Consider the following 25,142-nt stretch of genomic DNA (forward strand, 5'->3'; position numbering starts at 1 on the left):
AAGAGCTGCTGGAACTGGTAGAGATGGAAGTTCGTGAACTGCTGTCTGAGTACGATTTCCCAGGTGATGACCTGCCAGTAATTCAGGGTTCAGCTCTGAAAGCTCTGGAAGGCGACGCTCAGTGGGAAGCCAAGATTGTTGAACTGGCTGAAGCACTGGATACATACATCCCTGAGCCAGAGCGTGATATCGATAAGCCATTCCTGCTGCCTATCGAAGACGTATTCTCAATCTCTGGTCGCGGTACTGTAGTGACAGGTCGTGTAGAGCGCGGTATCATCAAAGTTGGTGACGAAGTAGAAATCGTGGGTATCCACGACACTACCAAGACTACCTGTACTGGTGTAGAAATGTTCCGTAAGCTGCTGGACGAAGGTCGTGCCGGTGAGAACTGCGGTATCCTGCTGCGTGGTACCAAGCGTGATGAAGTAGAGCGTGGTCAAGTACTGGCTAAGCCTGGTTCAATCACTCCACACACCAAGTTCGAATCAGAAGTTTACGTACTGTCTAAAGAAGAAGGTGGTCGTCACACTCCATTCTTCAAAGGCTACCGTCCACAGTTCTACTTCCGTACAACTGACGTGACCGGTACTATCGAACTGCCAGAAGGCGTAGAGATGGTAATGCCAGGCGACAACATCAAGATGGTTGTTACTCTGATCTGCCCAATCGCGATGGACGAAGGTCTGCGCTTCGCAATCCGTGAAGGTGGCCGTACAGTTGGTGCTGGTGTTGTAGCCAAGATCATCGCTTAATTGCGGATCTCAGCTATCATAAAAAGGCGACCTTGAGGTCGCCTTTTTATTGGCCGTTTGTCAGTCGTTCAAAAATGGTTGGCAATGAGCGTTGAAGTCAGTATAATTTGCGCCACTTTTTGACGGCGTTAATGCTGTTGATAATTCCGACAGTAGGCTTGTAATCCGTAACTGGATGAGTATAATAGCCTCCTCGCTTAACTTGAGTAAGCGACAAAAGTTGATTTAGCCCTCGGGGCTAAACACAAATACAGCGACTCCGATTGGGAGTCGAACGGTTAAATCATCTCGCTCTGTCTTTCCAAGAAAGGAAATGGCTAGAGGGTGATTTTTTATGTGTCCATTTTAGGAGCTCTGGTCAATGCAGAACCAAAGAATCCGTATCCGCTTGAAAGGATTTGATCATCGTTTGATTGATCAGTCTACCGCGGAAATCGTTGAAACTGCTAAGCGTACTGGCGCCCAGGTACGTGGTCCTATCCCACTGCCTACGCGCAAAGAGCGTTATACCGTTTTGATCTCTCCGCACGTTAATAAAGATGCTCGTGACCAATACGAAATCCGTACTCACAAGCGTTTGGTTGACATCGTAGAGCCAACTGAGAAGACAGTCGACGCGCTGATGCGTCTGGATCTTGCGGCTGGTGTCGACGTACAGATTAGCTTGGGTTAATTGAGATCCTTAGAAGAGGTTTGAGAGATGGCTATCGGTCTTATTGGTCGTAAAGTGGGTATGACCCGCATCTTCACCGAAGATGGCGTGTCTATCCCTGTTACTGTAATTGAAGTAAATGCAAACCGCGTTACTCAGGTGAAAACTCTGGAAAACGACGGCTACCGTGCACTTCAAGTTACTACTGGTGCCAAAAAAGCCAACCGCATCACTAAGCCAGAAGCAGGTCACTTTGCCAAAGCGGGCGTTGACGCCGGCCGTGGTTTGTGGGAAATGCGTCTGGCAGACGGTGAAGGCGAAGGCATTGAAGTTGGTGCTGAGCTGAACGTAGATATCTTCGCTGACGTAGCGAAAGTAGATGTTACCGGTCAATCAAAAGGTAAAGGTTTCCAAGGCGGCGTTAAGCGCTGGAACTTCCGTACCCAGGATATGACTCACGGTAACTCATTGGCGCACCGTGCTAACGGTTCTATCGGTCAGAACCAGACGCCAGGTCGCGTATTCAAAGGCAAAAAAATGTCAGGCCACATGGGTGCTGAGCGTGTTACCACTCAAAATCTGGACGTAGTACGTGTAGATGCTGAGCGTAACCTGCTGCTGGTTAAAGGTGCTGTTCCAGGCGCTACCAATGGCGACCTGATCATCAAGCCTGCCGTTAAAGCCTAAGGTCTGAGGAGATAGTAATGGAATTGGTATTGAAAGACGCGCAAAGCGCTCTTGAAGTTTCCGAAACTACCTTCGGCCGTGACTTTAATGAAGCACTGGTTCATCAGGTAGTTGTAGCTTACGCTGCAAACGCGCGTCAGGGCACTCGTGCTCAGAAAACTCGCGCTGAAGTGACTGGCTCTGGCAAGAAGCCATGGCGCCAAAAAGGTACTGGCCGCGCTCGTGCGGGTGGTGTCAAGGGTCCAATCTGGCGTGGCGGTGGCGTAACTTTCGCTGCTAAAACCCAAGATCACAGCCAGAAAGTCAACAAGAAAATGTACCGCGGCGCTCTGAAGAGCATCCTGTCCGAGCTGGTACGTCAAGAACGTCTGATCGTTGTTGAAAAGTTTGCTGTTGAAGCTCCTAAAACTAAAGAGCTGAAGGCCAAGCTGAAAGACATGGGTCTGGAAGACGTATTGATTGTGACTTCCGAAGTTGACGAGAATCTGTTCTTGGCAGCTCGCAACCTGTACAAGGTTGATGTTCGTGATGTTGCTGGTATTGACCCAGTAAGCCTGATCGCGTTCGACAAAGTGCTGGTAACTGCTGATGCTGTTAAGCAAATCGAGGAGATGCTGGCATGATCCGCGAAGAACGTTTACTGAAAGTTATTCTGGCGCCTCACATCTCTGAAAAGAGCACTGTGGTTGCTGAGAAGAACAACACTGTAGTTTTCCGTGTAGCTATCGACGCCACTAAAGCTGAGATCAAAGCTGCAGTTGAAAAACTGTTTGAAGTTGAAGTTGATTCAGTTCGCACTCTGGTGAACAAAGGCAAAACCAAGCGTCACGGTGCCCGTGTTGGTCGTCGCAGCGATTGGAAAAAAGCCTATGTTACTCTGGCTGAGGGTGCTGACATCGATTTCGTCGGCGCTGAAGCGTAAGGAGATTACTCATGGCAGTTATTAAGTGTAAGCCAACCTCTCCAGGTCGTCGCCACGTCGTTAAAGTGGTTAACTCTGACCTGCACAAGGGTAAACCTTTTGCTGGCCTGTTGGCGAAAAAATCTAAGAGTGGCGGCCGTAACAACACTGGTCGTATCACTGTTCGTCACGTTGGTGGTGGTCATAAGCAACACTACCGTCTGATTGACTTCAAACGTGATAAAGATGGTATCCCAGCGAAGATTGAGCGTCTGGAATACGATCCAAACCGTACTGCGCACATCGCGCTGGTACTGTACGCAGACGGTGAACGTCGCTACATCCTCGCTGCCAAAGGCATGCAGGCTGGTGACAAAATCGTTTCTGGCGTAGAAGCTGAAATCAAGACAGGTAACGCCCTGCCGCTGCGTAACATCCCAGTGGGTAGCGTAGTTCACGCTGTTGAAATGAAACCTGGCAAAGGTGCTCAGATTGCACGTTCTGCCGGTGCTTATGTACAAGTTGTAGCTCGTGATGGCGCTTATGCCACTCTGCGTCTTCGCTCTGGCGAAATGCGCAAAGTGCCAGTTGATTGCCGCGCGACTCTGGGTGAAGTTGGTAACGCCGAGCACATGCTGCGTCAACTGGGTAAAGCCGGTGCCAAACGCTGGAGAGGCGTACGCCCAACAGTTCGTGGTGTTGCAATGAACCCAGTAGACCACCCACATGGTGGTGGTGAAGGCCGTTCTTCTGGTGGTCGTCACCCAGTGACTCCATGGGGTGTGCCAACTAAGGGTTACAAGACCCGTAGTAACAAGCGCACTGACAAGTACATCGTACGTCGTCGTAATAAATAGTAAGAGGATTCGCCATGCCACGTTCTCTCAAGAAAGGTCCATTCATTGACCTGCACTTGCTGAAGAAGGTAGAGAAAGCGGTGGAAGCAGGTGACAAAAAGCCTATTAAGACTTGGTCACGTCGCTCAATGATCATTCCAAACATGATTGGTTTGACCATCGCTGTCCATAATGGTCGTCAGCACGTTCCTGTGTTCGTAACTGACGAAATGATCGGCCACAAACTTGGTGAATTCTCACCAACTCGCACTTATCGCGGCCATGCTGCTGATAAGAAAGCGAAGAAGCGTTAATACGGGAGGAATGAGATGGAAGTTTTAGCTAAACATCGTTTTGCCCGTACGTCGCCTCAAAAGGCTCGTTTGGTAGCTGATCAGATCCGTGGTTTGCCTGTTTCCAAGGCCCTCGAGATCCTGACCTTCAGCCCCAAGAAAGCCGCCGTACTGGTCAAAAAAGTACTGGATTCAGCCATTGCCAATGCTGAGCATAACGAAGGTGCTGACATTGATGAACTGAAAGTTGGAAAAGTCTTCGTCGATGAAGGTCCAACTATGAAGCGCATCATGCCACGTGCTAAAGGCCGCGCCGACCGTATCATGAAGCGTACCAGCCACATTACTGTGGTTGTATCAGATCGCTAGGAGAGAGCAATGGGACAGAAAGTACATCCTAATGGTATCCGTCTGGGTATCACTAAGCCTTGGGTCTCTACCTGGTACGCTGATAAAGCAGACTACGCTGCTAATCTGCACGGCGACTGGGAAGTGCGTAAGTTTCTCGAAGAGAAGCTGAAAGCCGCATCAGTATCTAAGATCGTTATCGAACGCCCAGCGAAAAGCATCCGCGTTACTATTCACACTGCCCGTCCAGGTGTTGTGATCGGTAAGAAAGGTGAAGACGTTGAGGTTCTGCGTGCTGAAGTTGCCAAAATTACTGGCACTCCTGCGCAAATTAACATCGCTGAGATCCGTAAGCCTGAGCTGGACGCCAAGCTGGTAGCTGATTCTATCGCTCAACAGCTGGAGCGTCGTGTTATGTTCCGTCGCGCTATGAAGCGTGCGGTACAGAACGCTATGCGTCTGGGCGCTAAAGGTATCAAAGTTGAAGTTAGTGGCCGTTTAGGCGGCGCTGAGATTGCGCGCACCGAGTGGTATCGCGAAGGCCGTGTGCCTCTGCATACACTGCGTGCTGACATCGACTATTCAACCTCTGAAAGTCACACTCAATACGGTGTGATCGGCATTAAAGTTTGGGTCTTCAAAGGTGAAGTCCTGGACGGTATCGTGCCTCAGATCGAAGAGCCGAAGCAGCAACCTAAGCGCAAGCCTCGTGGTAAATAGGAGAGCCGGCAATGCTGCAACCTAAACGTATGAAGTTTCGCAAAATGTTCAAAGGCCGCAACCGCGGTCTGGCGAACGGTACTGAAGTTAGCTTCGGTACATTTGGTCTGAAAGCAGTTGGCCGCGGCCGTTTAACTGCCCGTCAGATCGAATCTGCACGTCGTGCCATGACACGTCACATTAAGCGTCAAGGTCAAATCTGGATTAGGGTTTTTCCTGACAAGCCAATTACCTCTAAGCCTCTTGAAGTGCGTATGGGTAAAGGTAAAGGTAACGTTGAATACTGGGTATGTCAGATTCAACCAGGCAAGGTACTCTATGAAATGAATGGCGTTTCAGAAGAGCTGGCTCGCGAAGCTTTCGCACTGGCCGCTGCTAAACTGCCTATCAAGACTACCTTCGTAACTAAGACGGTGATGTAATGAAAGCGAGCGAACTGAGAGAAAAGAGCGTTGAGGAATTGAACGCTGAACTGCTTGGTCTGCTGCGTGAGCAGTTTAACCTGCGTATGCAACACGCCACTGGTCAGCTGGCACAAACTCACCAGCTGAAGCAAGTGCGCCGTAACATTGCGCGCGTTAAGACCATTATTACTTCTAAGGCAGGTGCATAATGTCTGAGAAAATCCGTACTTTGCAGGGTAAAGTCATCAGCGACAAGATGGACAAGTCCATCACTGTAGCTGTTGAGCGTCAAGTTAAGCACCCAATCTACGGTAAGTACATCAAACGTACTACTAAGATCCATGCACATGACGAACAAAACCAGTGTAAAGAAGGTGATTTCGTGTCTATTCGCGAATGTCGCCCTCTGTCTAAGACTAAGTCTTGGACTCTGGTTGAAGTAGTAAGCAAGGCCTAATTTTTATTAGGTAAACTGGTAAACGGCTCCTTTTTGGGGCCGTTTGTTTTTTAATACTATCCATCCTCTATTTATGGTGTTATACTTGCGCGCCATTTTTGACCGATTTGAACGGCAAAAATGGTGTTTATTTAGCCCCATGGTGGGGATTGTGTAGTAACGATAGCGGAGCACTTAAAATGATCCAAATGCAATCGACTCTCGATGTCGCATGTAACAGCGGCGCGCGCAGAGTTCAGTGTATTAAGGTCTTGGGTGGCTCTCATCGTCGTTATGCCGGTATCGGCGACATCATCAAGGTTTCTGTTAAAGAAGCCATTCCTCGCGCTAAAGCGAAGAAAGGTGATGTGTATAACGCGGTGGTAGTCCGTACTAAGAAAGGCGTACGTCGTCCAGACGGTTCTGTCATTCGCTTCGATCGGAATGCAGCGGTATTGCTTAACGCAAACCTTGCCCCGATTGGTACTCGTATCTTTGGACCTGTGACACGTGAACTGCGTACTGAGCAATTCATGAAGATTGTGTCGCTGGCACCAGAAGTACTGTAAGGAGCTTCAAAATGGCAGCAAAAATCCGTCGTGAAGACGAAGTAATTGTACTGGCCGGTAAGGATAAGGGTAAGCGCGGTAAGGTTACTCGTGTACTTACTACCGGTAAGTTAATTGTTGAAGGCATCAATCTCGTTAAGAAACACCAGAAGCCTAACCCTCAACTGGGTGTGACTGGTGGTATCGTTGAGAAAGAAGCACCGATTCAAGCATCTAATGTTGCGATCTTTAACCCTGTCACTGGCAAGGCGGATCGTGTTGGTTTCCGATTCGAAGACGGTAAAAAAGTCCGTTTCTTCAAATCGAACAGTGAACTCGTTAAGTAACTGGAGTAAACGATGGCGAAACTGCATGATAGATACAAAGAGACTGTTGTTGCTGAACTAACTAAAAAGTTCGGTTATACCAGTGTCATGCAAGTCCCTCGGATTGAGAAAATCACCCTGAATATGGGTGTTGGCGAAGCCGTAGCTGACAAGAAAATCATGGAAAATGCTGTCCGTGATATGACTGCTATTGCTGGCCAAAAACCAGTTGTGACTGTAGCTCGTAAGTCAGTTGCTGGTTTTAAAATCCGTGAAGGCTACCCTATTGGCTGTAAAGTAACCCTGCGCGGTGAGCGCATGTGGGAATTCTTTGAGCGTTTGGTTGACATCGCAATCCCTCGTATCCGTGACTTCCGTGGTCTGAGCGCTAAGTCGTTCGACGGCCGTGGTAACTACGCGATGGGCGTGCGCGAGCAGATCATCTTCCCAGAAATCGACTACGATAAAGTCGATAAGATTCGTGGTATGGATATTGTTATCACTACCTCTGCGAATACTGACGAAGAAGGTCGCGCTTTGCTTGATGCTTTCAACTTCCCATTCAAGAAATAAGGGGTAGCGAAATGGCAAAATTGTCAATGAAGGCACGTGAAGCAAAACGTGCAAAGCTCGTGGCCAAGTATGCTGAAAAGCGTGCAGCTCTTAAGGCTATCATCAGCAGCCCAGAGTCTTCTGACGAAGCTCGTTGGGATGCGGTTCTTAAGCTGCAAGCTCTACCACGTGATTCAAGCGCATCGCGTCAACGCAATCGCTGTAATCAAACTGGCCGCCCTCATGGTTTCCTGCGCAAATTCGGCCTGAGCCGTATCAAGCTGCGTGAAGCAACCATGCGTGGTGAAGTTCCTGGTCTGCGTAAGGCCAGCTGGTAAGCACTTGTCACGGAGTAAGCTAATATGAGCATGCAAGATCCTATTGCGGATATGTTGACCCGTATTCGTAACGGCCAAGCTGCTAACAAAGTATCTGTGAAGATGCCTTCTGCCAAACTGAAAGTTGCTATCGCAAAGCTGCTGAAAGATGAAGGTTACATCACTGACTACGCCGTAGCAGAAGAAGGCGCTAAGCCTGAACTGGAAATCACTCTGAAGTATTTCCAGGGCCAACCTGTTGTTGAGACTATCCAGCGCGTAAGCCGTCCTGGTCTTCGTATTTACAAAGGTAAAGACGAGCTGCCAAAGGTTATGGGCGGACTGGGTGTCGCAATTGTGTCCACTTCTAAAGGCCTGATGACTGATCGTGCCGCCCGCCTTGCAGGCATGGGTGGTGAGGTTATCTGCTACGTAGCGTAAGGAGCTAGGAATGTCTCGTGTAGCAAAAGCACCAGTATCTATTCCAGCCGGCGTAGAGGTGACTTTAAACGACCAAACTATTACCGTTAAAGGCGGTAAAGGTAGTCTGACTCGAGTAATCAACAGCGCAGTTAACGTTGTTGTTGAAGGTGCAGAAATCAAGTTCTCTCCTGTTGAAGGCGTTGTTAACGCTTGGGCACAGGCAGGTACTGCTCGCGCACTGATCAACAACATGGTTGTTGGTGTTTCTCAGGGTTTCGAAAAGAAGCTGAAGCTGGTTGGTGTGGGTTACCGTGCCAAAGTTAGCGGCAGCGCTCTGGACCTGACCTTGGGTTTCTCTCACCCTCTGGTTCATCAATTGCCAGAAGGCGTTACAGCTGAATGCCCAAGCCAAACAGACATCGTACTGAAAAGTATCGATAAAGAGCTGGTTGGTCAGGTTGCGGCTGAAATTCGTGGCTATCGTCCACCAGAGCCTTATAAGGGCAAGGGTGTTCGCTATGATGACGAACAAGTACGCCGTAAAGAGGCTAAGAAGAAGTAGGTAACGCGATATGGATAAGAAAACATCTCGCTTGCGCCGCGCCACTCGCGCTCGCAAGAAGATCCAAGAGCTGGGCGTCAACCGTCTGGTTGTACATCGTACACCGCGTCACATTTACGCTCAGGTAATCAACCCTGAAGCTCAGGTGCTGGCTGTTGCCTCTACTGCTGAGAAAGCAGTAAAGGAACAACTGAAGTACACCGGTAACGTAGATGCGGCCAAGGCAGTAGGTAAAGCTATTGCTGAGCGCGCGATCGAAAAAGGCGTAACTGTTGTTGCTTTCGATCGTTCTGGGTTCAAGTATCACGGTCGTGTTGCTGCTCTGGCAGAAGCCGCTCGTGAAGCTGGCCTCCAGTTCTAAGGGGTAAAACAATGGCTAAATTAGAAGCTCAGCAAAAAGACGATCTGCAAGAAAAGCTGATTGCAGTTAATCGTGTTTCTAAAGTAGTTAAAGGTGGTCGTATCTTTAGCTTCACCGCTCTGACTGTAGTGGGTGATGGTAACGGTAAGATCGGCTACGGCTATGGTAAAGCGCGTGAAGTTCCAGCTGCTATTCAAAAAGCAATGGAAAAAGCCCGTCGCAACATGGTTACTGTAAACCTGAACGAAGGCACTCTGCACCATCCGGTGAAGGGTCGTCACTCTGGTTCACGTGTTTACATGCAACCTGCTTCAGAGGGTACCGGTATTATCGCCGGTGGCGCAATGCGTGCCGTATTGGAAGTAGCAGGCGTTCACAACGTACTGTCGAAAGCATACGGTTCTACTAACCCGATCAACATCGTTCGTGCAACTGTTGACGCACTGGTACATATGAAGTCACCAGCGCAGATAGCAGCCAAGCGTGGCCTGAATGTTGACGAAATTCGGGGGTAATGCACCATGGCTACTAAAACTATCAAAGTAACCCAGACCAAAAGTGCTATCGGGCGTCTGCCTAAGCACAAGGCCACTCTGACTGGTCTTGGTCTGCGTCGTATTGGTCACACCGTAGAGCTGGAAGATACTCCTGCTGTTCGCGGTATGATCAATAAGGTCTACTACATGGTAAAGGTGGAGGACTAATCAATGCGTCTGAATACTTTATCTCCAGCTGCAGGCGCTAAGTCTGCACCTAAGCGTGTAGGCCGTGGTATTGGTTCTGGCTTGGGTAAGACCGCTGGTCGCGGTCACAAGGGTCAAAAATCTCGTAGCGGTGGCGGTGTACGTCCTGGCTTCGAGGGTGGTCAAATGCCACTTAAGATCCGTCTGCCTAAGTTTGGCTTTACCTCGCGTATCGCTATGGTAACTGCTGAAGTTCGCTTGAGCGAACTGGCAAAAGTTAATGGTGACGTTATCGACCTGAACGCACTGAAAGATGCGAACGTAATAACTCGCAACATCCAGTTTGCGAAAATCGTTCTTTCAGGTACCATTGAGCGCCCAGTGACCGTAAAAGGTCTGAAGGTAACCAAAGGTGCACGTGCAGCTATCGAAGCTGCCGGCGGTAAGATCGAGGAATAATACGTCGATGGCAAAACCAGGACTTGATTTAAAAAGCGCGAAAGGTGGACTTTCCGAATTGAAAGCTCGCCTCCTGTTCGTGATTGGCGCAATTATCGTGTTTCGTGCCGGTTCATTTGTGCCAATTCCTGGTATTGACGCTGCTGTATTGGCAGAGCTGTTTGCTCAGCAAAAGGGAACCATCCTGGGCATGTTTAACATGTTCTCGGGTGGCGCCCTTGAGCGCGCCTCTATTTTTGCATTGGGGATCATGCCGTACATTTCGGCTTCGATCATCATGCAGTTGCTGACTGTTGTGCATCCTGCACTCGCTGAACTGAAAAAGGAAGGTGAGTCAGGACGTAAAAAAATCAGTCAGTACACAAGATGGGGTACGCTGGTGCTGGGTACATTCCAGTCGATCGGTATTGCAACAGGGTTGCCAAATTTGGTGACCGGCCTGGTGGTCGATCCCGGTTTCGGATTCTATTTTGTTGCAGTCGTCAGTTTAGTCACAGGAACCATGTTCCTGATGTGGCTTGGCGAGCAAATTACCGAGCGCGGTATAGGTAACGGTATCTCGATCCTGATTTTCGCAGGTATCGTAGCCGGTCTGCCTTCTGCTATCGGTCAAACGGCCGAGCAAGCGCGTCAAGGCGACTTGAACGTATTAGTATTGTTGTTGATTGCGGTGATCGTGTTTGCCGTAACCTATTTCGTGGTATTTGTGGAGCGTGGTCAGCGTCGTATCGTCGTTAACTATGCCAAGCGTCAGCAGGGCCGTAAGGTGTTTGCTGCGCAGTCAACTCACTTGCCGCTGAAGGTTAATATGGCCGGCGTAATTCCGCCAATCTTTGCGTCCAGCATTATTCTGTTCCCAGGCACACTGGCTCAGTGGTTTGGTCAGAATCCGTCTATGGAATGGCTGACTGAGGTTTCCCTCGCAGTTTCTCCTGGACAGCCGCTGTACTCTCTGTTGTATGCAGCAGCAATTATTTTCTTCTGTTTCTTCTATACTGCGTTGGTGTTTAACCCTCGTGAGACAGCAGATAACCTGAAGAAGAGTGGTGCGTTCATTCCCGGGATCCGTCCCGGCGAACAGACTTCGCGTTACATTGATAAAGTGATGACCCGTTTGACTCTGGCAGGCGCGTTGTATATTACCTTTATCTGTTTAATTCCGGAGTTCATGTTAATCGCATGGAAAGTACAGTTCTATTTTGGCGGTACTTCACTACTGATTATGGTAGTTGTGATCATGGACTTCATGGCTCAGGTTCAGACCCATATGATGTCTCATCAATATGAGTCTGTGATGAAGAAAGCTAATCTGGTGAACAAAGCGAATCTCGATCGCTTTGGTCGATAAGATAGCTTTACGGAGTGATGAAATGAAAGTTCGAGCTTCCGTGAAGAAGATCTGCCGTAACTGCAAGATCGTCAAGCGTAGTGGCGTTGTACGCGTTATCTGTGTTGAACCAAAACACAAACAGCGTCAAGGCTAAAAAAATCTTGGCCAGCTCTTAACTGGGCTGGCCAAAAATATTGTTTGCAAACTAGTCATCTGTCGAGTATCCTTTCGGGCTTTTCACAGATGGCCTTTAACTTAAGGAGTGCATAGTGGCCCGTATCGCTGGCATTAACATTCCTGATCAAAAGCACACAGTCATTGCACTGACTGCTATCTACGGTATCGGTCGTACTCGCGCTAAAGCTATCTGCGCGGCTACTTCCATTGCCGAAGACGCTAAGATCAAGGAATTGAGCGAAGCTCAAATCGATACTCTACGCGAAGAAGTTGCCAAATACTCAGTAGAGGGTGACTTACGCCGCGAGGTTTCAATGAACATCAAGCGTCTTATGGACCTTGGTTGTTATCGTGGCCTCCGCCATCGCCGTAGCCTGCCTCTCCGTGGGCAACGTACTAAGACCAATGCGCGTACTCGCAAAGGTCCACGTAAACCAATCAAGAAGTAACGGGAAGGTAGACAATGGCTAAAGTTCCGTCACGTTCTCCGCGTAAGCGCGTACGTAAACAGGTTGCTGATGGCATGGCTCATATCCATGCGTCTTTCAACAATACAATTGTTACTATCACAGATCGTCAAGGTAACGCTCTGTCATGGGCGACTGCAGGTGGTTCAGGTTTCCGTGGTTCACGTAAATCTACTCCATTTGCTGCGCAGGTGGCAGCTGAGCGCGCAGGTACTGCTGCTCAGGATTATGGTGTTAAAAACCTTGAAGTTTTCGTGAAGGGTCCAGGTCCAGGTCGTGAGTCAGCCATTCGTGCGCTGAACGCTGTTGGTTACAAAATTACCAACATCACTGATGTGACGCCGATCCCTCATAACGGTTGTCGTCCTCCTAAAAAACGCCGCGTGTAATTGGCAGTTTCGTTAGGATAGTTGGAGAAAGATCATGGCAAGATACTTGGGTCCCAAGCTCAAGCTCAGCCGCCGGGAAGGTACTGACCTTTTCCTGAAAAGCGGTGTGAGAGCAATCGATTCGAAGTGTAAGCTGGAAGCTGCACCTGGACAACATGGCGCTCGTAAGCCACGTTTGTCTGATTATGGCTTGCAGTTACGCGAGAAACAAAAAGTTCGTCGTATTTACGGTGTACTGGAAAAGCAGTTCCGTAACTACTACAAAGAGGCTGCACGTCTGAAAGGCAACACAGGTGAAAACCTGCTGCAACTTTTGGAAACCCGTCTGGATAACGTAGTTTATCGTATGGGCTTCGGTGCGACTCGTGCAGAAGCACGTCAGCTGGTTAGCCATAAGTCAATTATGGTCAACGGTCGTGTTGTTAACATTCCGTCATTCAAAGTGTCTGCGAATGATGTTGTAAGCATTCGCGAGAAGTCACAGAAGCAAGCCCGTATCAAGGCTGCTCTGGAAGTGGCTGCTCAACGCGAGAAGCCTACATGGGTTGAAGTCGACAGCGCAAAAATGGAAGGTGCTTTCAAGCGTCTGCCAGAACGTAGCGATTTGTCTGCGGAAATTAACGAACAGCTGATCGTCGAGCTTTACTCTAAGTAAGGCTAACAAACAAGAGAGGACACAATGCAGGGTTCTGTTACAGAATTTCTTAAACCGCGTCTCGTTGATATCGAGCAGGTTAACCCAACTCGTGCCAAGGTGACTCTGGAGCCACTCGAGCGTGGTTTTGGTCATACTTTGGGTAACGCGTTGCGTCGCATCCTATTGTCGTCTATGCCCGGCTGCGCGGTTACCGAAGTCGAGATCGACGGCGTACTGCATGAATACAGCAGTAAGGAAGGCGTACAAGAAGATATCCTTGAAATATTGCTGAACCTGAAAGGGCTGGCAGTTATGATCGAGGGTAAAGACGAGGCTATGCTCACTCTGAGCAAGTCCGGCGCAGGCCCTGTTACCGCAGCCGACATCACCCACGACGGCGATGTCACAATCGTGAACCCGGATCATGTTATCTGTCACTTGACCGGTAACAATGACATCAGTATGCGTATCCGCGTTGAGCGTGGTCGTGGTTATGTACCGGCTTCTGCCCGTGCACAAACCGAAGACGATGATCGCCCAATCGGTCGTCTGCTGGTCGATGCTTCATTCTCGCCAGTTGCTCGCATTGCTTATAATGTTGAGGCGGCTCGTGTGGAACAGCGTACTGACTTGGACAAGCTGATCATCGATATGACCACTAATGGTACTATCGATCCTGAAGAAGCTATCCGTCGTTCTGCGACCATCTTGGCTGAACAGCTGGATGCCTTCGTTGAACTACGTGATGTGACTGAGCCAGAGCAGAAAGAAGAGAAACCGGAGTTCGATCCGATTCTGTTGCGTCCTGTCGACGATTTAGAGCTAACTGTACGTTCGGCTAACTGTTTGAAAGCCGAAGCGATTCATTACATCGGAGATCTGGTACAACGCACTGAAGTTGAGCTGCTCAAAACGCCTAACCTGGGTAAGAAATCTCTTACCGAGATCAAGGATGTGTTGGCATCTCGCGGACTGTCGCTAGGTATGCGTCTGGAAAACTGGCCACCGGCTAGTTTGGCAGACGACCTGTAAGTCCCAGGTTTTGTACAGATTTAGGTTATAAGGATTAGGTCATGCGCCATCGTAAGAGTGGTCGTCAACTTAACCGCAACAGCAGTCACCGCCAAGCCATGTTCCGTAACATGGCAAGTTCACTGGTTCGTCATGAAATCATCAAGACAACCGTAGTGAAGGCCAAAGAACTGCGTCGCGTAGTTGAGCCTCTGATAACACTTGCTAAAAGTGACAGCGTAGCAAACCGTCGTCTGGCGTTTGCTCGTACTCGCGACCAAGAAGTCGTAGGTAAACTGTTTAACGAACTGGGTCCACGCTATCAGGAACGTCCTGGTGGTTACACCCGTATCCTGAAGTGCGGTCTGCGTGCCGGTGATAAAGCCCCTATGGCTTACATCGAGCTGGTAGGTCGCCCAGAAGCCGCTGAAGCTGTAGAAGTTGAAGCTGCTGCTGAGTAATCTCAGGTAAGTTCTGAAAAAGCCCCGCTTGTTAGCGGGGCTTTTTATTTTGTTCGTCGCCTAAGGTCAATCTACGAGTTCAGCCTGCTGTTTGACCCTTTCCGGCAGTTTCAGTTGCCATTTTGTTAAACCACTTTCACTGAACAGATAAGCACCGCTGGTATCCATCTTTGGGAATATAGTTGCCGGTTTTATGCCCGCCAGGATCTGTTTGGCTATGGTTCCTGCTATGCAGCCATGCTTGTAACCATCCAGAATATAGCCTCCGATATTGCCTTCAGAGCCGACACTGAAATGCCAAAAACCAAAATGAGGCACAGTGGCGTTTTCGTGGGTCCAACGTGCTACCTGTAGCTCATCTACTATCTGTTGCTTATCATCTTGCAGCATTTGATACAGGGCCACAAACACAGCATCATAGCCTCGCTCTCGGGCGCTTGACACAGAAGCCTGCCAACTACTGAACTTTTGATGTTGTTCAATATCGATTTGGTTGTTGCCTATCATCAAATTTTGGTTGAGCTTTTTGATGGAAGCTACCGCTGTGTCCGAGGTATAACCCGAGTCAAATAACAGTAAGAATTTATGTGGTGGTGGGGTGGGTAACATAGCCTGTGCCATCAAGAGGGAACGTTTGAACAGAGGACGCTCCAACACGCCGGTAATGTTAGTTGTATGTTTGATCCTATAATCACGAGGATTGCCGTTGATCCCTAAATAAACTACCGGGGTTTGGGTTTGGCTGAAGCGTTCGTGTAGCAGCATCAAGGCATTGTCATCGGCGAGAAAGACCAAATCGGGTTTAAGTTCCAGGTATCTTTGCCAGGCTTTATTGGCCTGGATTTGAAACTGTTCTTTGGGGAGTCGCTTGGTATCGAGAGCGAAAGTCTCAAATTGGTGTTCATTGCCAAGGATGGACATTATCCCGGCTTTATAGCTTTGGTCCCAGGGATATTCGGCATGATAGGACTCAATCAGCAAGAGATTGGCAGCACCGATTGGCAGTGACAGCAGTATACCCAGAAATACCAATGCGCGCATGCCAAGTCCTTCTATTCAGCCTGTAGCATTTTAGCGTGGCATAAATTTCTGACTCTGCAAGTAATAAAAAAGCCTCCGAAGAGGCTTTTTATCTAAGGGCGTTTACTTGGCGCCGCCGACCTGTTGCGTGTTGTACTCAAGCTTTTCATGGGTCTGGCCCATGGCTTCAGCAACTTCAGGTGGCATATAGTTTTCATCGTGCTTGGCCAGCACTTCAGAGGCTTCCAATTTGCCAGATTCAACCAGTACACCCTGGGCTACAATCCCCTGTCCCTCACGGAATAGATCCGGCAACAGGTCATCATAAGTTACTATGATTTCACCGCCGGCGGCATCATGCACGGCAAATTCAACATGCAGGCTTTCAGGATCACGTACCATGGAGCCTACAGTAACCATGCCCCCCACGCGGATCCGCTGGCCCACTTCCGGCTTGATGCCTGTGTCCTTTTTACCATTGACTATCTCGGTGGGAGTATAGAAGAGGTTAAGGTTAGAGTTGAGGGCATATAACAGCAAAGAAGCCACGGCTGCAACACCTGCAATCAAGGCCACTGCCAATACCAGTCTTTTTTTGCGTCTTGGGTTCACGATCTGTTACTCCGGTTTTGAGCGAGGCGTTCCTCACGTTGCACTTTGGATGCTATTTCCTGCAGTACCCGACGCTTCTTCATCGAACTAACCAGGATAAGCAGGCTAAGGGACACGAAAGTGACACCGTAGGCCAACCACACATAGAAGGCATAGCCGCCCATGTTGAAAAACTCTGCTAAAGATTGAAACTGCATTATTTGACTCCTTCGGCCTTGGCCAGTTCCCTAACCCAGGGGCGCATTCCATTACGGGCCAGAATTTCGGCACGGAAACGCACCAGAGTGATGGCACCTATCATCAGACCAAACCCAAATATGTTGATCAATAAAGGGTAGAGCATGTCGGTGGACATGGTCGACTTTTCGGTGATTCGGATAGTGGATGGCTGGTGCAGTGAGTTCCACCATTCAACCGAATACTTAATGATAGGGATATTGATCACCCCTACTATGGCCAGAATGCCGGCGGCCCTGGCTGCCAGCACCTTATCTTCGAATGAGGCATAGAGGGAGATAACCCCTAAATACAGGAACAATAGCACAAGTTCAGAGGTCAGGCGTGCATCCCAAACCCACCAAGTGCCCCACATGGGTTTACCCCAAGTGGCACCAGTAAACAGAGCGATAAAGGTCACTACAGCACCAATTGGTGCGATAGAGGCGGCTGCCCAATCGGCCAGCTTAATCTGCCACACCAGGCCAATGAAGGCCGCGGTTGCCATGCCCATGTAAGCAGCCATTGACATGGATGCAGCCGGTACGTGGATAAAGATAATACGGTAGCTGTCACCCTGTTGGTAATCAGTGGGAGCAAATGCCAAGCCCCACACGGTTCCGGTTGCGATAAGTGCCAGGGCAAGCAGTGCAAACCAAGGCAGTAGTTTTCCTGACAGTTGATACGCCCTTTGAGGGTCGGCGTAGGGATGTAACCATTTCCACATTTCAGTTAGTACTCACTCGCAATGAGGCACCAATAGCAAAAGGTGCCAAGACTAAAGAACCGACCAGCATAGCGCCTAAAATCGCTAGCTGACCATCATAGGGTTGTTTGGATGCTGCAAAGTCGATCGCGCCGGTCGCAAAGATCAACACTGGTATATACAGTGGCAGGATCAACAAACTCAACAGCACGCCGCCTTTGCGTAAGCCCACTGTCAGGGCTACACCTATGGCGCCAAGCAGACTCAACACAGGTGTCCCCAGCATCAAGGTGGCTATCAGGGCACCATAACTGTTGTCGTCCAGATGCAGCAGCACAGCCAACAGCGGTGCGATTATAATTAAAGGTACGCCAGTCAGTAACCAGTGAGCAAACACTTTGGCCAGTACCAACAGCGCCAGTGGCTGCGGGCTAAGCAACATCTGCTCCAGACTTCCGTCACTGAAGTCTGCCTTGAACAAACGTTCCAGTGACAACATGGCTGCCAGCAAGGCCGCAACCCAGATAATCCCGGGAGCAATCCGGGTCAACACCTGCGGCTCAGGACCTATACCCAGCGGAAACAGGGTAACCACTATGATAAAAAACAGCAGTGGGTTAAAAATATCACCACGATGACGCACGGCAATCTGTAGATCCCGTTTCAGCAGGGTGAAAAATGCCTTGGTAAAACTAATGCCTCTGTTCATCTCTGCTAAGCCTTATACGAAGCGATAATCCAAGCGGATTTTCCGCAACCTTTCATCTGTAATGATGCCCATATCCTGGTGGGTCGTCAGAATGACACAGCCACCGGCGTCGGCATGGCGAATATAGAGTTGTTCCAATTCAGCGACCCCTTTCTTATCGATCGCGGTAAAGGGCTCATCCAGAATCCAGATTTTACAGGCGGTATGCCAGAGCCTGGCGAGTGCGGTTCGTCTGTGTTGGCCCGCAGACAGGTGGCCTGCAAGCGCTTCTTCAAAACCGGTCAGGTTGACTTTGGCAAGGATTTCCCGAGCATCAAAGTCATCATACCCACTGATTCTTAAATTGAAGTTAAGGTTTTCCTCGGCGGTTAATTCGCTTTTCACGCCCGCGAGATGGCCCAGATAAAGCAGGTTTTCATTGAACTCATCGCGGCAACGAGTAATAGCTTCTCCCTGGAACAGGACTTCCCCTCCGTATGGGCGTGACAGGCCAGCGAGGATCCGCAGTAGGCTGGTTTTACCGGCACCGTTGGGACCTTCAATCTGGACAATATCGCCAGGATGGATATCGAAGCTGAGTTCATCGAATAGTATTCGCTCTTCTCGAATACAAGTGAGGCTGCTTGCCGACAGCAGTGATGTAGGTTTTGGTTCTGCCACTGAGCCCTCTATAACAAGCGATAAGGAAACACAAGAGATACTAACACATGCTCTGGCTGGGGTTTACCACTGGTTTGCACTAAGTTTCAGCAATTTGATGTGCTTCCAATAAAAGTGAATTTTTTGGAACTTTTTTATCTGTTACTAATATATTAATGAATTCGCGACCTTTGTCCTTTTTTACGGAACAAGCTGCGATTTTAATCACAAAAAGGTGAGATTTATTGAAGTTTGTTGTACTCTTAGCGAGCTAAAATGAGTCTGCCTGCTTAAACCAAGGGCAGCGTTGAGCTTTGTAAGTATTTGCATTAGGAACATTGAACATGAAAAAACTGTTAGCAATGACCGCAGTAGCTGCATTGACTATGTCTGCGAACGTGTCAGCCCAAGAAGGTGAGGCCGTTTACAATAAAGCCTGCCAAGTCTGCCATAGCATGGGTGTTGCCGGTGCACCTAAAGCACACGATGCTGCTGCTTGGGAGCCTCGCCTGGCCAAAGGTATCGACACCCTGCTTAACAGCGTTAAGTCTGGTTTGAACGCTATGCCTCCTGGTGGCATGTGTACAGATTGTACTGATGAAGATTACAAGAACGCTATTGGATTCATGTCCAAGTAATCAGGTATCATCATAAAAAAACCGGCATCAGCCGGTTTTTTTATGTCTATTTGTCAAGGTTAGGATTACTGAACTTCGGTATCCAGCACCAGTTCACCGCTGGCACCGACTTTGATGCTGGCCAACTTACCTTGCAGATCGCCTGGTTGAGGTTTTACGCTGCCGTGCTTGGACAATACTGCAATCACTTCAACATCGGTAGCATCGCTGAGTTTAACGTTACCACCCATATTGGTGGAATCATCCAGAGTCACTGTCACAGGTAATGACTTGGCACTCACCTTGGTGGCAGCCAGTGGGACTTTAGGGCCTTCGGTTGCTCTGGCAAAGATGAACAGCATATCTGTATTGCTGACTTTGGCCGCCAGTTCAGGGGCGATAGAGACATTCAGTGTCACTGTCTTTGCTGTTGCTGTCTTTAAGCCCTTGTGAGCCTCATCATTTGGCATAGTGGCACCACCTTCTGCCTGCAGGCGCATCTTGGCGCTGTCGATGGCATTGATCAGTGCGGCGCGATCCACGTCGGCTCTATCACTGTCAAGAATGGTTTGCCAAGCGCCGATTGCCTTGTTGTAATCCGCGGTAAAGAAAGCATCCATACCAACCAGCAGTAGAGTGGAAGGGTCTTGTGGATCCAGTTTCAGCGCTTGATCAATCAGTGACTGAACCACAGGGATCATCTGCTGACCGGCCTTATAATAGAGGGCGGTAGCTTTGGGGCCAAGCAACTCGGCGTGAACTCCCACCAGTTCGATCACCTTATCAAAGGCTGCTACTGCCTGATCATATTGTCCGGCAGAGATGTAGGCGTGACCCAGACTGAACCAAGCTTGGCTGTTTTCCGGCTCCTGCTGCACTGCAGATTCCATCATTTGCACCCGTTGCATCATGATCTGTTCAGTACTCATACCTGCATGGGGGTTTTCAGGTTGAGGTGAATCGATATTCTGATAGGCGCCTAACTGTTGATAGGAGTAACCGGCCACGACCAGTAATACGGCAGACATCAGACTTGGCCACAGTAGCCCTTTAGGCTTGGCTTGTGTATCGAGCGAATCATCCGCTCCTTGCTTGATGTCCTGCAACAAGCTGACTTCCAGCTCCTTTTTCAGGGATTCAAATTCGTCTTGGTCCAGCAGTTCTTCCTGGCGTTCTTTTTCCAGAATAGCTAGACGTTCGTTAAACAGTTCCAGGTTGGTCTGTTTACGGACACCGGACTCTTCAGCCTTGAGTAGCTTCTGCTGCCGGAAATGAGGGAGCCAGATCAGCCCCAGGCTGACTAACACAACAATCGCAATAAAAATCCAAAAAGTGGTCATTATGTTTATTTCACGTTGGTTTGTGACAAAGCGGGGTTACCGCACGGCCTGATTGCAAGATTATACGGAAAGATGATTCATTGAACAGTAATATAAGTCCCCCACCAAAGTTAATGGTCATAGTTGGGCACTGGTTCACAGTTCCAAATTTCAGCAAAAAATTCAATGAAACTTCTCTATTTAACGCCTGTCACAGCTTGGAGTCTTGCCGTTTTTCCATGGTCAATATTGGTCGCTCGGAGAATGAGAGCCGCGACCCATAATTGGTGGAAAGTGGCAGACAGGAACAAAAGCAAATACTAAAATGAACAAAAATTCGTAATATATACCTGTTAACCCTTGCGGCTTTTAAGCCGCAATTAAGTTAATAAAGTAATGGTGTGTGCCCGTAGTTGTGCGTCTGCCTAGAATAGAAGCTTGGCAGACATTGACCTGGAAACTGAGGAAAACCCATGATCCCAGAACTTGGACATTTCTCATTGATCATAGGGATGGCGTTCGCAGTACTGCTGATGACAGTCCCCCTGATCGGTGTTGCCCGCAAAGACCAATACCTAGTGCGCTATGCCTGGCCACTAAGTTACGGTATGTTTTTTTTCATCTTTTTATCGGTAATTGCGTTGGGTTATAGCTTCGCAATCGATGACTTCTCAGTAGCCTATGTGGCTCATCATTCCAACTCTCAATTGCCTATCTTCTTTAAGATTGCAGCAGTCTGGGGCGGACATGAAGGCTCATTGTTGTTCTGGGTCTTCTCACTTTCGGTGTGGACCGCAGCTGTAGCTTTCTTCAGCAAGGGGTTGGAAGAGGTGTTTACCGCTCGGGTATTGGCCGTGTTGGCGATGATCACCATAGGCTTTACCCTGTTTATGCTGCTCACTTCCAGCCCATTCGAACGTTTGTTCCCGATCCCGGCAGAAGGGCGTGACCTTAACCCTATGTTGCAGGATGTGGGTTTGATCTTCCACCCACCCATGCTTTATCTGGGGTATGTGGGCTTTTCAGTCAGCTTCGCCTTCGCTATCGCCGCATTGATGAGCGGTCGACTCGATTCTGCTTGGGCTCGTTGGAGTCGTCCTTGGACTCTGGCTGCCTGGATCTTCCTCACTGGTGGTATCGCATTGGGCTCCTGGTGGGCATATTACGAGTTAGGTTGGGGCGGTTGGTGGTTCTGGGATCCGGTTGAAAACGCGTCCTTTATGCCATGGCTTGTTGGTACAGCTCTGGTTCACTCCTTGATAGTGACAGAGAAGCGCGGTGCCTTCCGTAACTGGACAGTGCTTCTGTCTATCTTTGCCTTCTCTTTGAGCTTACTGGGTACATTTATTGTTCGTTCTGGCGTGCTGACCTCAGTGCACTCCTTTGCGGCAGACCCAGGCCGGGGTATGTTCATTCTGTTGCTGCTCGGTTTGGCTATCGGTGGTTCGCTGACCCTGTTTGCCTTCCGTGCCAGTGAAATGAGCAGCCCAGCTCGCTTCGATTTGAAATCCAAAGAAACCATGCTGCTGGTTTGTAACGTATTGCTGACTGTGGCTGCAGGTACTGTATTGCTCGGTACTCTTTATCCACTGCTGATCGATGCGTTGGGCATGGGTAAGATTTCTGTTGGCCCACCATACTTTAATGCAGTGTTTGTTCCGATCGTGCTGGTGCTGTTCGGCTTTATGGGGATTGGTCCCATCATTCGCTGGAAAAAATCCAAACAAGGAGAGCTCAAACGTCAGTTATTGGTACCTGCGATTATCTCGGCTGTGCTGGGTGTAATCGCGCCATTTATCGCCGGTGGTGAGTTCAACATCTGGGTGGCACTGGGTATAGGTGCGGCAGTGTGGATTGTGCTGGCGACTCTGCGTGCCGGTTACAACGTGATTAAAGCTAAAGACGGTAGTGTCAGCCTGGCGCGTATGGGCCGCAGTGAACTGGGGATGATCATTGCTCACTTAGGTATTGCTGTCTCAGTAGTTGGTGCCACCATGGTGTCTAACTACTCTATTGAGAAGAGCGTGCGTATGGGGCCTGGTACCAGTCATGAACTGGCCGGTTACACCTTCAACTATCTGGAAACCCGTAACGTTGTTGGCCCCAATTACACGGCACAGCAAGGACAGGTTGAAGTACTTAAAGATGGTGAAAAGATTGCATTGTTGCAGCCGGATCGTCGTCAATACAATGTTCGCACCATGGATATGACCGAAGCCGGTATCGACTGGGGCCTGTTCCGGGATCTCTATGTCACTATGGGCGACCCTATTAGCCGTACTGAATTTGCAGTGCGACTGAACTACAAACCTTTTGTTCGTTGGTTGTGGTTTGGCAGCATCTTTATGATGGTTGGTGGTTTCTTTGCTGCTTCAGACAAGCGATACCGTGCCAAGGCGCGTGCTGAAGAAGCGGCCGCAGCCAAGAAAGCCAAACTGGCAACAGCCTGAAACAGGTAAGAAGAAGATGAAGAAGCTAATACTTTTTATTCCACTGATATTGTTTCTTTTGATGGGGATCTTCCTTTATAAGGGACTGTTCTTGAATCCGCAGCAGTTGGATTCCGCTTTGGAAGGCAAGCCAGTGCCTGCCTTCCAATTGGAAAAACTGGAAACGCCGGGAGAGATGATCACCAACGAAGATCTCAAAGGTAAGGTATCCATGCTGAACGTATGGGCAACTTGGTGTCCATCCTGTAAGTATGAACATCCTTACCTGATGCAACTGGCACGTCAGAATTTGATACCTATCCATGGCATTAATTATCGTGACGAGCGTGCACTGGCAATGAGAGAACTCTCTCGTCAAGGCGACCCTTACACGCTGAATATCTATGACAAAGATGGTCGTCTTGGTCTGGATCTCGGAGTATACGGTGCGCCGGAAAGTTTCATCGTGGATCATAACGGCATTATTCGTTATCGCTATGCTGGGCCGGTAGATATGCGGGTTTGGAAAGAAACCCTGTATCCCATGATCCAACAGTTGCAGGCCGAGGCCGCTAAGGATAAAGCGTCATGAGAAAGTTGCTGCTAAAAACCTTTGCTGTTGTAGCACTCCTGATTGGCTATGCCGCTCAGGTGGCGGCAACGCCGGTGGACACTTTCGAGTTCAGCTCTCCTGATAAGCAGAAGCGAGCGTTGTCGTTGGCTCATGAGCTGCGTTGCCCTCAGTGTCAGAACCAAAATCTGATCGATTCCAACTCACCGGTTGCCCGCGATCTACGTCTTGAAGTGTACAAGATGGTGGAAGAGGGCAAAGCCGATGATGAAATCGTCCAGTTCATGACCAGTCGCTATGGTGAGTTTGTCCTCTATAAGCCGAGACTTGAAACCAAGACCTACGTTCTGTGGCTTGGGCCTGTGGCACTGCTGTTGTTTGGTGGTTTGATTGGCTTTATCTTCATCCGTAAACAACGTACTTCCGGTGGTAAAGAGCTTGAACTGTCTGCCGAAGAACAACGCCAGTTGGATGAGTTATTGAAGCGAGACAAGTAATGAATAAACTCGGATACTCATTACTTTTGCTGGCGTCCCTGTCACTGGGGGCGCAGGCTTATCCTGGTATGCAGCCAAAGGAGCACAATCAGATCCAATCCAGTGTCGACAAGATCAATGTCCTCCCCCACAGCTTTCCCCTGGAAGTGGTGCCGTTTCAAGATAAGGCCGGTAGCCAATTGGATTTCAGTCAACACAAAGGAAAAGTGGTGCTGGTCAATATCTGGGCCACTTGGTGTCCTCCGTGTGTTAGGGAGTTGCCGGCACTGGAACGACTTGAAGATCAGTTCAGTGATAAAGAGTTCGCCCTGCTACCGATTTCCATCGATCAGGGGGGGCAGGAACAAGTTGCCAGTTTTCTGCAATCCCAGGGGATGGCAAACTTCCGCAGTTACTACGATCCGCAGATGCAGTTGGGGCAGATATTCCCACTCGATACTATCCCGGCGACCTTTATTCTAAATGGTAAAGGGGAGCTGATTGCCTTTGTTCGTAGCTTTGTCGACTGGGATGACCCAAAAGCGATAGCCTTACTCAAAGGCTTTATTGAGCAGGAAAATGTTACTAAGTCGGCTGCAAACTAGCTAAATCTGGTTGTAAAACAGCCATGATGACTGAAAAAGATCGTTTTTGCCTAAAAGTTCGGCAAGCGATCTTTTTTCTTTTAAAAAGCCCTTGCACAAAAGTTTAGGCTCCCTATAATGCGCTCCCACTGACACGGCACAGCGGCAACGCGAAGGACGTGACAGGGTCGAAGAAAAGAGGCTTTTGAGTCCTTTCAGCGACAGGCGAAAAAAGATGGTAAATACCTCTTGACGCCGCAGCAGGAAAGCGTAAAATACGCAGCCCTGACCCGATGACCACAGCGTCTAAGGGATTGCTCTTTAACAAGATAAACAAGCAAATCTGTGTGGACACTCACAGGCATTGAGAAATCGACAAAACGATTTAACTCGATGAAGAGTGTTCATACGAACAGAATTCATTGAGTCGATTCTTCGGAATCAACCAAAACTTTAATTGAAGAGTTTGATCATGGCTCAGATTGAACGCTGGCGGCAGGCCTAACACA

41 protein-coding genes are annotated in these 25,142 nt (G+C 49.1%); 34 read left to right on the forward strand and 7 right to left on the reverse strand.

From position 1 onward, the window contains the following. The 29 genes from AYI96_RS19665 to rplQ form a co-directional block, all read left to right on the forward strand. Positions 1–755: elongation factor Tu (locus tag AYI96_RS19665; RefSeq protein ID WP_144362193.1), on the forward strand; the 755-nt coding region annotated here is incomplete at its 5' end. A 361-nt stretch (positions 756–1,116) separates the two neighbouring features. Continuing rightward, positions 1,117–1,428, forward strand: coding sequence for a 30S ribosomal protein S10 (gene rpsJ / locus AYI96_RS19670; RefSeq protein ID WP_011635639.1), 312 nt, complete (start codon positions 1,117–1,119; stop codon positions 1,426–1,428). A 27-nt stretch (positions 1,429–1,455) separates the two neighbouring features. Next, positions 1,456–2,094 (forward strand): 50S ribosomal protein L3, encoded by a 639-nt coding sequence (gene rplC / locus AYI96_RS19675; RefSeq protein WP_025889970.1) that lies wholly within the window; start codon positions 1,456–1,458, stop codon positions 2,092–2,094. 17 nt (positions 2,095–2,111) lie between these two features. Beyond that, positions 2,112–2,717 (forward strand): 50S ribosomal protein L4, encoded by a 606-nt coding sequence (gene rplD, locus AYI96_RS19680; RefSeq protein WP_025011959.1) that lies wholly within the window; start codon positions 2,112–2,114, stop codon positions 2,715–2,717. Then, positions 2,714–3,016 carry a 50S ribosomal protein L23 gene (gene rplW / locus AYI96_RS19685; RefSeq protein ID WP_039036038.1) on the forward strand — a complete coding sequence of 101 codons (303 nt, stop codon included), beginning with the start codon at positions 2,714–2,716 and terminating at the stop codon, positions 3,014–3,016. The genes rplD and rplW overlap by 4 nt, the downstream gene beginning before the upstream one ends. Positions 3,017–3,027: 11 nt before the next feature. Next, entirely contained in the window at positions 3,028–3,852 is an 825-nt protein-coding gene (gene rplB, locus AYI96_RS19690) for a 50S ribosomal protein L2 (RefSeq protein ID WP_039036039.1), read from the forward strand. A gap of 14 nt (positions 3,853–3,866) precedes the next feature. Beyond that, positions 3,867–4,145 carry a 30S ribosomal protein S19 gene (rpsS, locus tag AYI96_RS19695; RefSeq protein WP_025011962.1) on the forward strand — a complete coding sequence of 93 codons (279 nt, stop codon included), beginning with the start codon at positions 3,867–3,869 and terminating at the stop codon, positions 4,143–4,145. A gap of 15 nt (positions 4,146–4,160) precedes the next feature. After that, positions 4,161–4,493, forward strand: coding sequence for a 50S ribosomal protein L22 (gene rplV, locus AYI96_RS19700; protein WP_039036040.1), 333 nt, complete (start codon positions 4,161–4,163; stop codon positions 4,491–4,493). 9 nt (positions 4,494–4,502) lie between these two features. After that, on the forward strand, positions 4,503–5,192 hold the full coding sequence (rpsC, locus tag AYI96_RS19705) for a 30S ribosomal protein S3 (RefSeq protein ID WP_039036041.1): 690 nt from the start codon (positions 4,503–4,505) through the stop codon (positions 5,190–5,192). 11 nt (positions 5,193–5,203) lie between these two features. Further along, entirely contained in the window at positions 5,204–5,614 is a 411-nt protein-coding gene (rplP, locus tag AYI96_RS19710) for a 50S ribosomal protein L16 (RefSeq protein WP_039036042.1), read from the forward strand. Next, positions 5,614–5,805, forward strand: coding sequence for a 50S ribosomal protein L29 (gene rpmC, locus AYI96_RS19715; RefSeq protein WP_011758342.1), 192 nt, complete (start codon positions 5,614–5,616; stop codon positions 5,803–5,805). The genes rplP and rpmC overlap by 1 nt, the downstream gene beginning before the upstream one ends. Continuing rightward, complete coding sequence (gene rpsQ / locus AYI96_RS19720; RefSeq protein ID WP_025011966.1) at positions 5,805–6,053, forward strand: 30S ribosomal protein S17; 249 nt, start codon at positions 5,805–5,807, stop codon at positions 6,051–6,053. Before rpmC ends, rpsQ begins: the two co-directional genes overlap by 1 nt. 179 nt (positions 6,054–6,232) lie before the next feature. Then, a complete protein-coding gene (gene rplN / locus AYI96_RS19725; RefSeq protein WP_011494644.1) occupies positions 6,233–6,601 on the forward strand; it encodes a 50S ribosomal protein L14 in 369 nt (122 codons plus the stop codon). An 11-nt stretch (positions 6,602–6,612) separates the two neighbouring features. Then, on the forward strand, positions 6,613–6,927 hold the full coding sequence (gene rplX, locus AYI96_RS19730) for a 50S ribosomal protein L24 (RefSeq protein WP_025011967.1): 315 nt from the start codon (positions 6,613–6,615) through the stop codon (positions 6,925–6,927). A gap of 12 nt (positions 6,928–6,939) precedes the next feature. After that, the gene (gene rplE / locus AYI96_RS19735; protein ID WP_025011968.1) at positions 6,940–7,479 is read left to right on the forward strand and encodes a 50S ribosomal protein L5; all 540 of its coding nucleotides are present in this window, start codon (positions 6,940–6,942) and stop codon (positions 7,477–7,479) included. 11 nt (positions 7,480–7,490) lie between these two features. After that, positions 7,491–7,796, forward strand: a complete 306-nt coding sequence (gene rpsN / locus AYI96_RS19740; RefSeq protein WP_025011969.1) for a 30S ribosomal protein S14 — start codon at positions 7,491–7,493, stop codon at positions 7,794–7,796. A 24-nt stretch (positions 7,797–7,820) separates the two neighbouring features. Next, the gene (gene rpsH / locus AYI96_RS19745; RefSeq protein WP_025011970.1) at positions 7,821–8,216 is read left to right on the forward strand and encodes a 30S ribosomal protein S8; all 396 of its coding nucleotides are present in this window, start codon (positions 7,821–7,823) and stop codon (positions 8,214–8,216) included. A 10-nt stretch (positions 8,217–8,226) separates the two neighbouring features. After that, positions 8,227–8,760: a 50S ribosomal protein L6 gene (gene rplF, locus AYI96_RS19750; RefSeq protein ID WP_039036044.1), complete on the forward strand. Its 534-nt coding sequence runs from the start codon at positions 8,227–8,229 to the stop codon at positions 8,758–8,760. Between the two features lie 10 nt (positions 8,761–8,770). After that, a complete protein-coding gene (gene rplR, locus AYI96_RS19755; protein WP_025889969.1) occupies positions 8,771–9,121 on the forward strand; it encodes a 50S ribosomal protein L18 in 351 nt (116 codons plus the stop codon). Between the two features lie 11 nt (positions 9,122–9,132). After that, positions 9,133–9,636, forward strand: coding sequence for a 30S ribosomal protein S5 (gene rpsE, locus AYI96_RS19760; RefSeq protein ID WP_025011973.1), 504 nt, complete (start codon positions 9,133–9,135; stop codon positions 9,634–9,636). A 6-nt stretch (positions 9,637–9,642) separates the two neighbouring features. After that, a complete protein-coding gene (rpmD, locus tag AYI96_RS19765; protein ID WP_025011974.1) occupies positions 9,643–9,825 on the forward strand; it encodes a 50S ribosomal protein L30 in 183 nt (60 codons plus the stop codon). Positions 9,826–9,828: 3 nt separating this feature from the next. Beyond that, the gene (rplO, locus tag AYI96_RS19770; protein ID WP_039036045.1) at positions 9,829–10,263 is read left to right on the forward strand and encodes a 50S ribosomal protein L15; all 435 of its coding nucleotides are present in this window, start codon (positions 9,829–9,831) and stop codon (positions 10,261–10,263) included. Positions 10,264–10,270: 7 nt separating this feature from the next. Then, on the forward strand, positions 10,271–11,611 hold the full coding sequence (secY, locus tag AYI96_RS19775) for a preprotein translocase subunit SecY (protein WP_039036046.1): 1,341 nt from the start codon (positions 10,271–10,273) through the stop codon (positions 11,609–11,611). Between the two features lie 22 nt (positions 11,612–11,633). Next, entirely contained in the window at positions 11,634–11,747 is a 114-nt protein-coding gene (gene rpmJ, locus AYI96_RS19780) for a 50S ribosomal protein L36 (protein WP_006083579.1), read from the forward strand. 115 nt (positions 11,748–11,862) lie between these two features. Then, positions 11,863–12,219 carry a 30S ribosomal protein S13 gene (gene rpsM / locus AYI96_RS19785; protein ID WP_039036047.1) on the forward strand — a complete coding sequence of 119 codons (357 nt, stop codon included), beginning with the start codon at positions 11,863–11,865 and terminating at the stop codon, positions 12,217–12,219. Positions 12,220–12,233: 14 nt separating this feature from the next. Beyond that, on the forward strand, positions 12,234–12,626 hold the full coding sequence (gene rpsK / locus AYI96_RS19790) for a 30S ribosomal protein S11 (RefSeq protein ID WP_025011978.1): 393 nt from the start codon (positions 12,234–12,236) through the stop codon (positions 12,624–12,626). Positions 12,627–12,660: 34 nt separating this feature from the next. After that, positions 12,661–13,281, forward strand: coding sequence for a 30S ribosomal protein S4 (rpsD, locus tag AYI96_RS19795; protein WP_025011979.1), 621 nt, complete (start codon positions 12,661–12,663; stop codon positions 13,279–13,281). A gap of 24 nt (positions 13,282–13,305) precedes the next feature. Beyond that, positions 13,306–14,295, forward strand: a complete 990-nt coding sequence (locus tag AYI96_RS19800; protein WP_039036048.1) for a DNA-directed RNA polymerase subunit alpha — start codon at positions 13,306–13,308, stop codon at positions 14,293–14,295. Between the two features lie 41 nt (positions 14,296–14,336). Beyond that, positions 14,337–14,735: a 50S ribosomal protein L17 gene (gene rplQ, locus AYI96_RS19805; protein ID WP_028781249.1), complete on the forward strand. Its 399-nt coding sequence runs from the start codon at positions 14,337–14,339 to the stop codon at positions 14,733–14,735. 66 nt (positions 14,736–14,801) lie between these two features. Here the strand turns inward: rplQ and AYI96_RS19810 are convergent, their stop codons facing one another. The 6 genes from AYI96_RS19810 to ccmA form a co-directional block, all read right to left on the reverse strand. Then, positions 14,802–15,776 carry an ABC transporter substrate-binding protein gene (locus AYI96_RS19810; RefSeq protein ID WP_144362194.1) on the reverse strand — a complete coding sequence of 325 codons (975 nt, stop codon included), beginning with the start codon at positions 15,774–15,776 and terminating at the stop codon, positions 14,802–14,804. A gap of 102 nt (positions 15,777–15,878) precedes the next feature. Next, a complete protein-coding gene (gene ccmE, locus AYI96_RS19815; RefSeq protein WP_039036050.1) occupies positions 15,879–16,367 on the reverse strand; it encodes a cytochrome c maturation protein CcmE in 489 nt (162 codons plus the stop codon). Beyond that, positions 16,364–16,564 (reverse strand): heme exporter protein CcmD, encoded by a 201-nt coding sequence (gene ccmD, locus AYI96_RS19820; RefSeq protein WP_025011982.1) that lies wholly within the window; start codon positions 16,562–16,564, stop codon positions 16,364–16,366. The genes ccmE and ccmD overlap by 4 nt, the downstream gene beginning before the upstream one ends. Then, positions 16,564–17,310 (reverse strand): heme ABC transporter permease, encoded by a 747-nt coding sequence (locus AYI96_RS19825; protein ID WP_025011983.1) that lies wholly within the window; start codon positions 17,308–17,310, stop codon positions 16,564–16,566. Before AYI96_RS19825 ends, ccmD begins: the two co-directional genes overlap by 1 nt. A 1-nt stretch (position 17,311) precedes the next feature. Further along, positions 17,312–17,998 (reverse strand): heme exporter protein CcmB, encoded by a 687-nt coding sequence (gene ccmB, locus AYI96_RS19830; RefSeq protein ID WP_025011984.1) that lies wholly within the window; start codon positions 17,996–17,998, stop codon positions 17,312–17,314. Positions 17,999–18,010: 12 nt separating this feature from the next. Beyond that, positions 18,011–18,658: a cytochrome c biogenesis heme-transporting ATPase CcmA gene (ccmA, locus tag AYI96_RS19835; RefSeq protein ID WP_071476055.1), complete on the reverse strand. Its 648-nt coding sequence runs from the start codon at positions 18,656–18,658 to the stop codon at positions 18,011–18,013. A 323-nt stretch (positions 18,659–18,981) separates the two neighbouring features. Between ccmA and AYI96_RS19840 the strand changes: the two genes are divergently transcribed. After that, positions 18,982–19,275, forward strand: a complete 294-nt coding sequence (locus AYI96_RS19840) for a c-type cytochrome (RefSeq protein WP_039036052.1) — start codon at positions 18,982–18,984, stop codon at positions 19,273–19,275. Between the two features lie 65 nt (positions 19,276–19,340). Here AYI96_RS19840 and ccmI read toward each other — a convergent pair whose 3' ends face one another. Then, on the reverse strand, positions 19,341–20,594 hold the full coding sequence (ccmI, locus tag AYI96_RS19845) for a c-type cytochrome biogenesis protein CcmI (RefSeq protein WP_071476054.1): 1,254 nt from the start codon (positions 20,592–20,594) through the stop codon (positions 19,341–19,343). 452 nt (positions 20,595–21,046) lie between these two features. Here ccmI and AYI96_RS19850 point away from each other — a divergent pair, with 452 nt between their 5' ends. The 4 genes from AYI96_RS19850 to AYI96_RS19865 are packed head-to-tail and all read left to right on the forward strand — an operon-like array spanning position 21,047 to position 24,654. Beyond that, positions 21,047–23,023, forward strand: coding sequence for a heme lyase CcmF/NrfE family subunit (locus tag AYI96_RS19850; protein ID WP_101094916.1), 1,977 nt, complete (start codon positions 21,047–21,049; stop codon positions 23,021–23,023). Between the two features lie 16 nt (positions 23,024–23,039). Continuing rightward, positions 23,040–23,594 (forward strand): DsbE family thiol:disulfide interchange protein, encoded by a 555-nt coding sequence (locus tag AYI96_RS19855; protein ID WP_039036146.1) that lies wholly within the window; start codon positions 23,040–23,042, stop codon positions 23,592–23,594. Beyond that, complete coding sequence (gene nrfF, locus AYI96_RS19860) at positions 23,591–24,070, forward strand: heme lyase NrfEFG subunit NrfF (RefSeq protein ID WP_039036145.1); 480 nt, start codon at positions 23,591–23,593, stop codon at positions 24,068–24,070. Before AYI96_RS19855 ends, nrfF begins: the two co-directional genes overlap by 4 nt. Further along, a complete protein-coding gene (locus AYI96_RS19865) occupies positions 24,070–24,654 on the forward strand; it encodes a TlpA disulfide reductase family protein (protein ID WP_144362195.1) in 585 nt (194 codons plus the stop codon). Before nrfF ends, AYI96_RS19865 begins: the two co-directional genes overlap by 1 nt. Positions 24,655–25,142: the final 488 nt, after the last annotated feature.

It is taken from the genome of Shewanella sp. MSW, assembly GCF_007636515.1.
Lineage (GTDB): Bacteria > Pseudomonadota > Gammaproteobacteria > Enterobacterales > Shewanellaceae > Shewanella > Shewanella indica.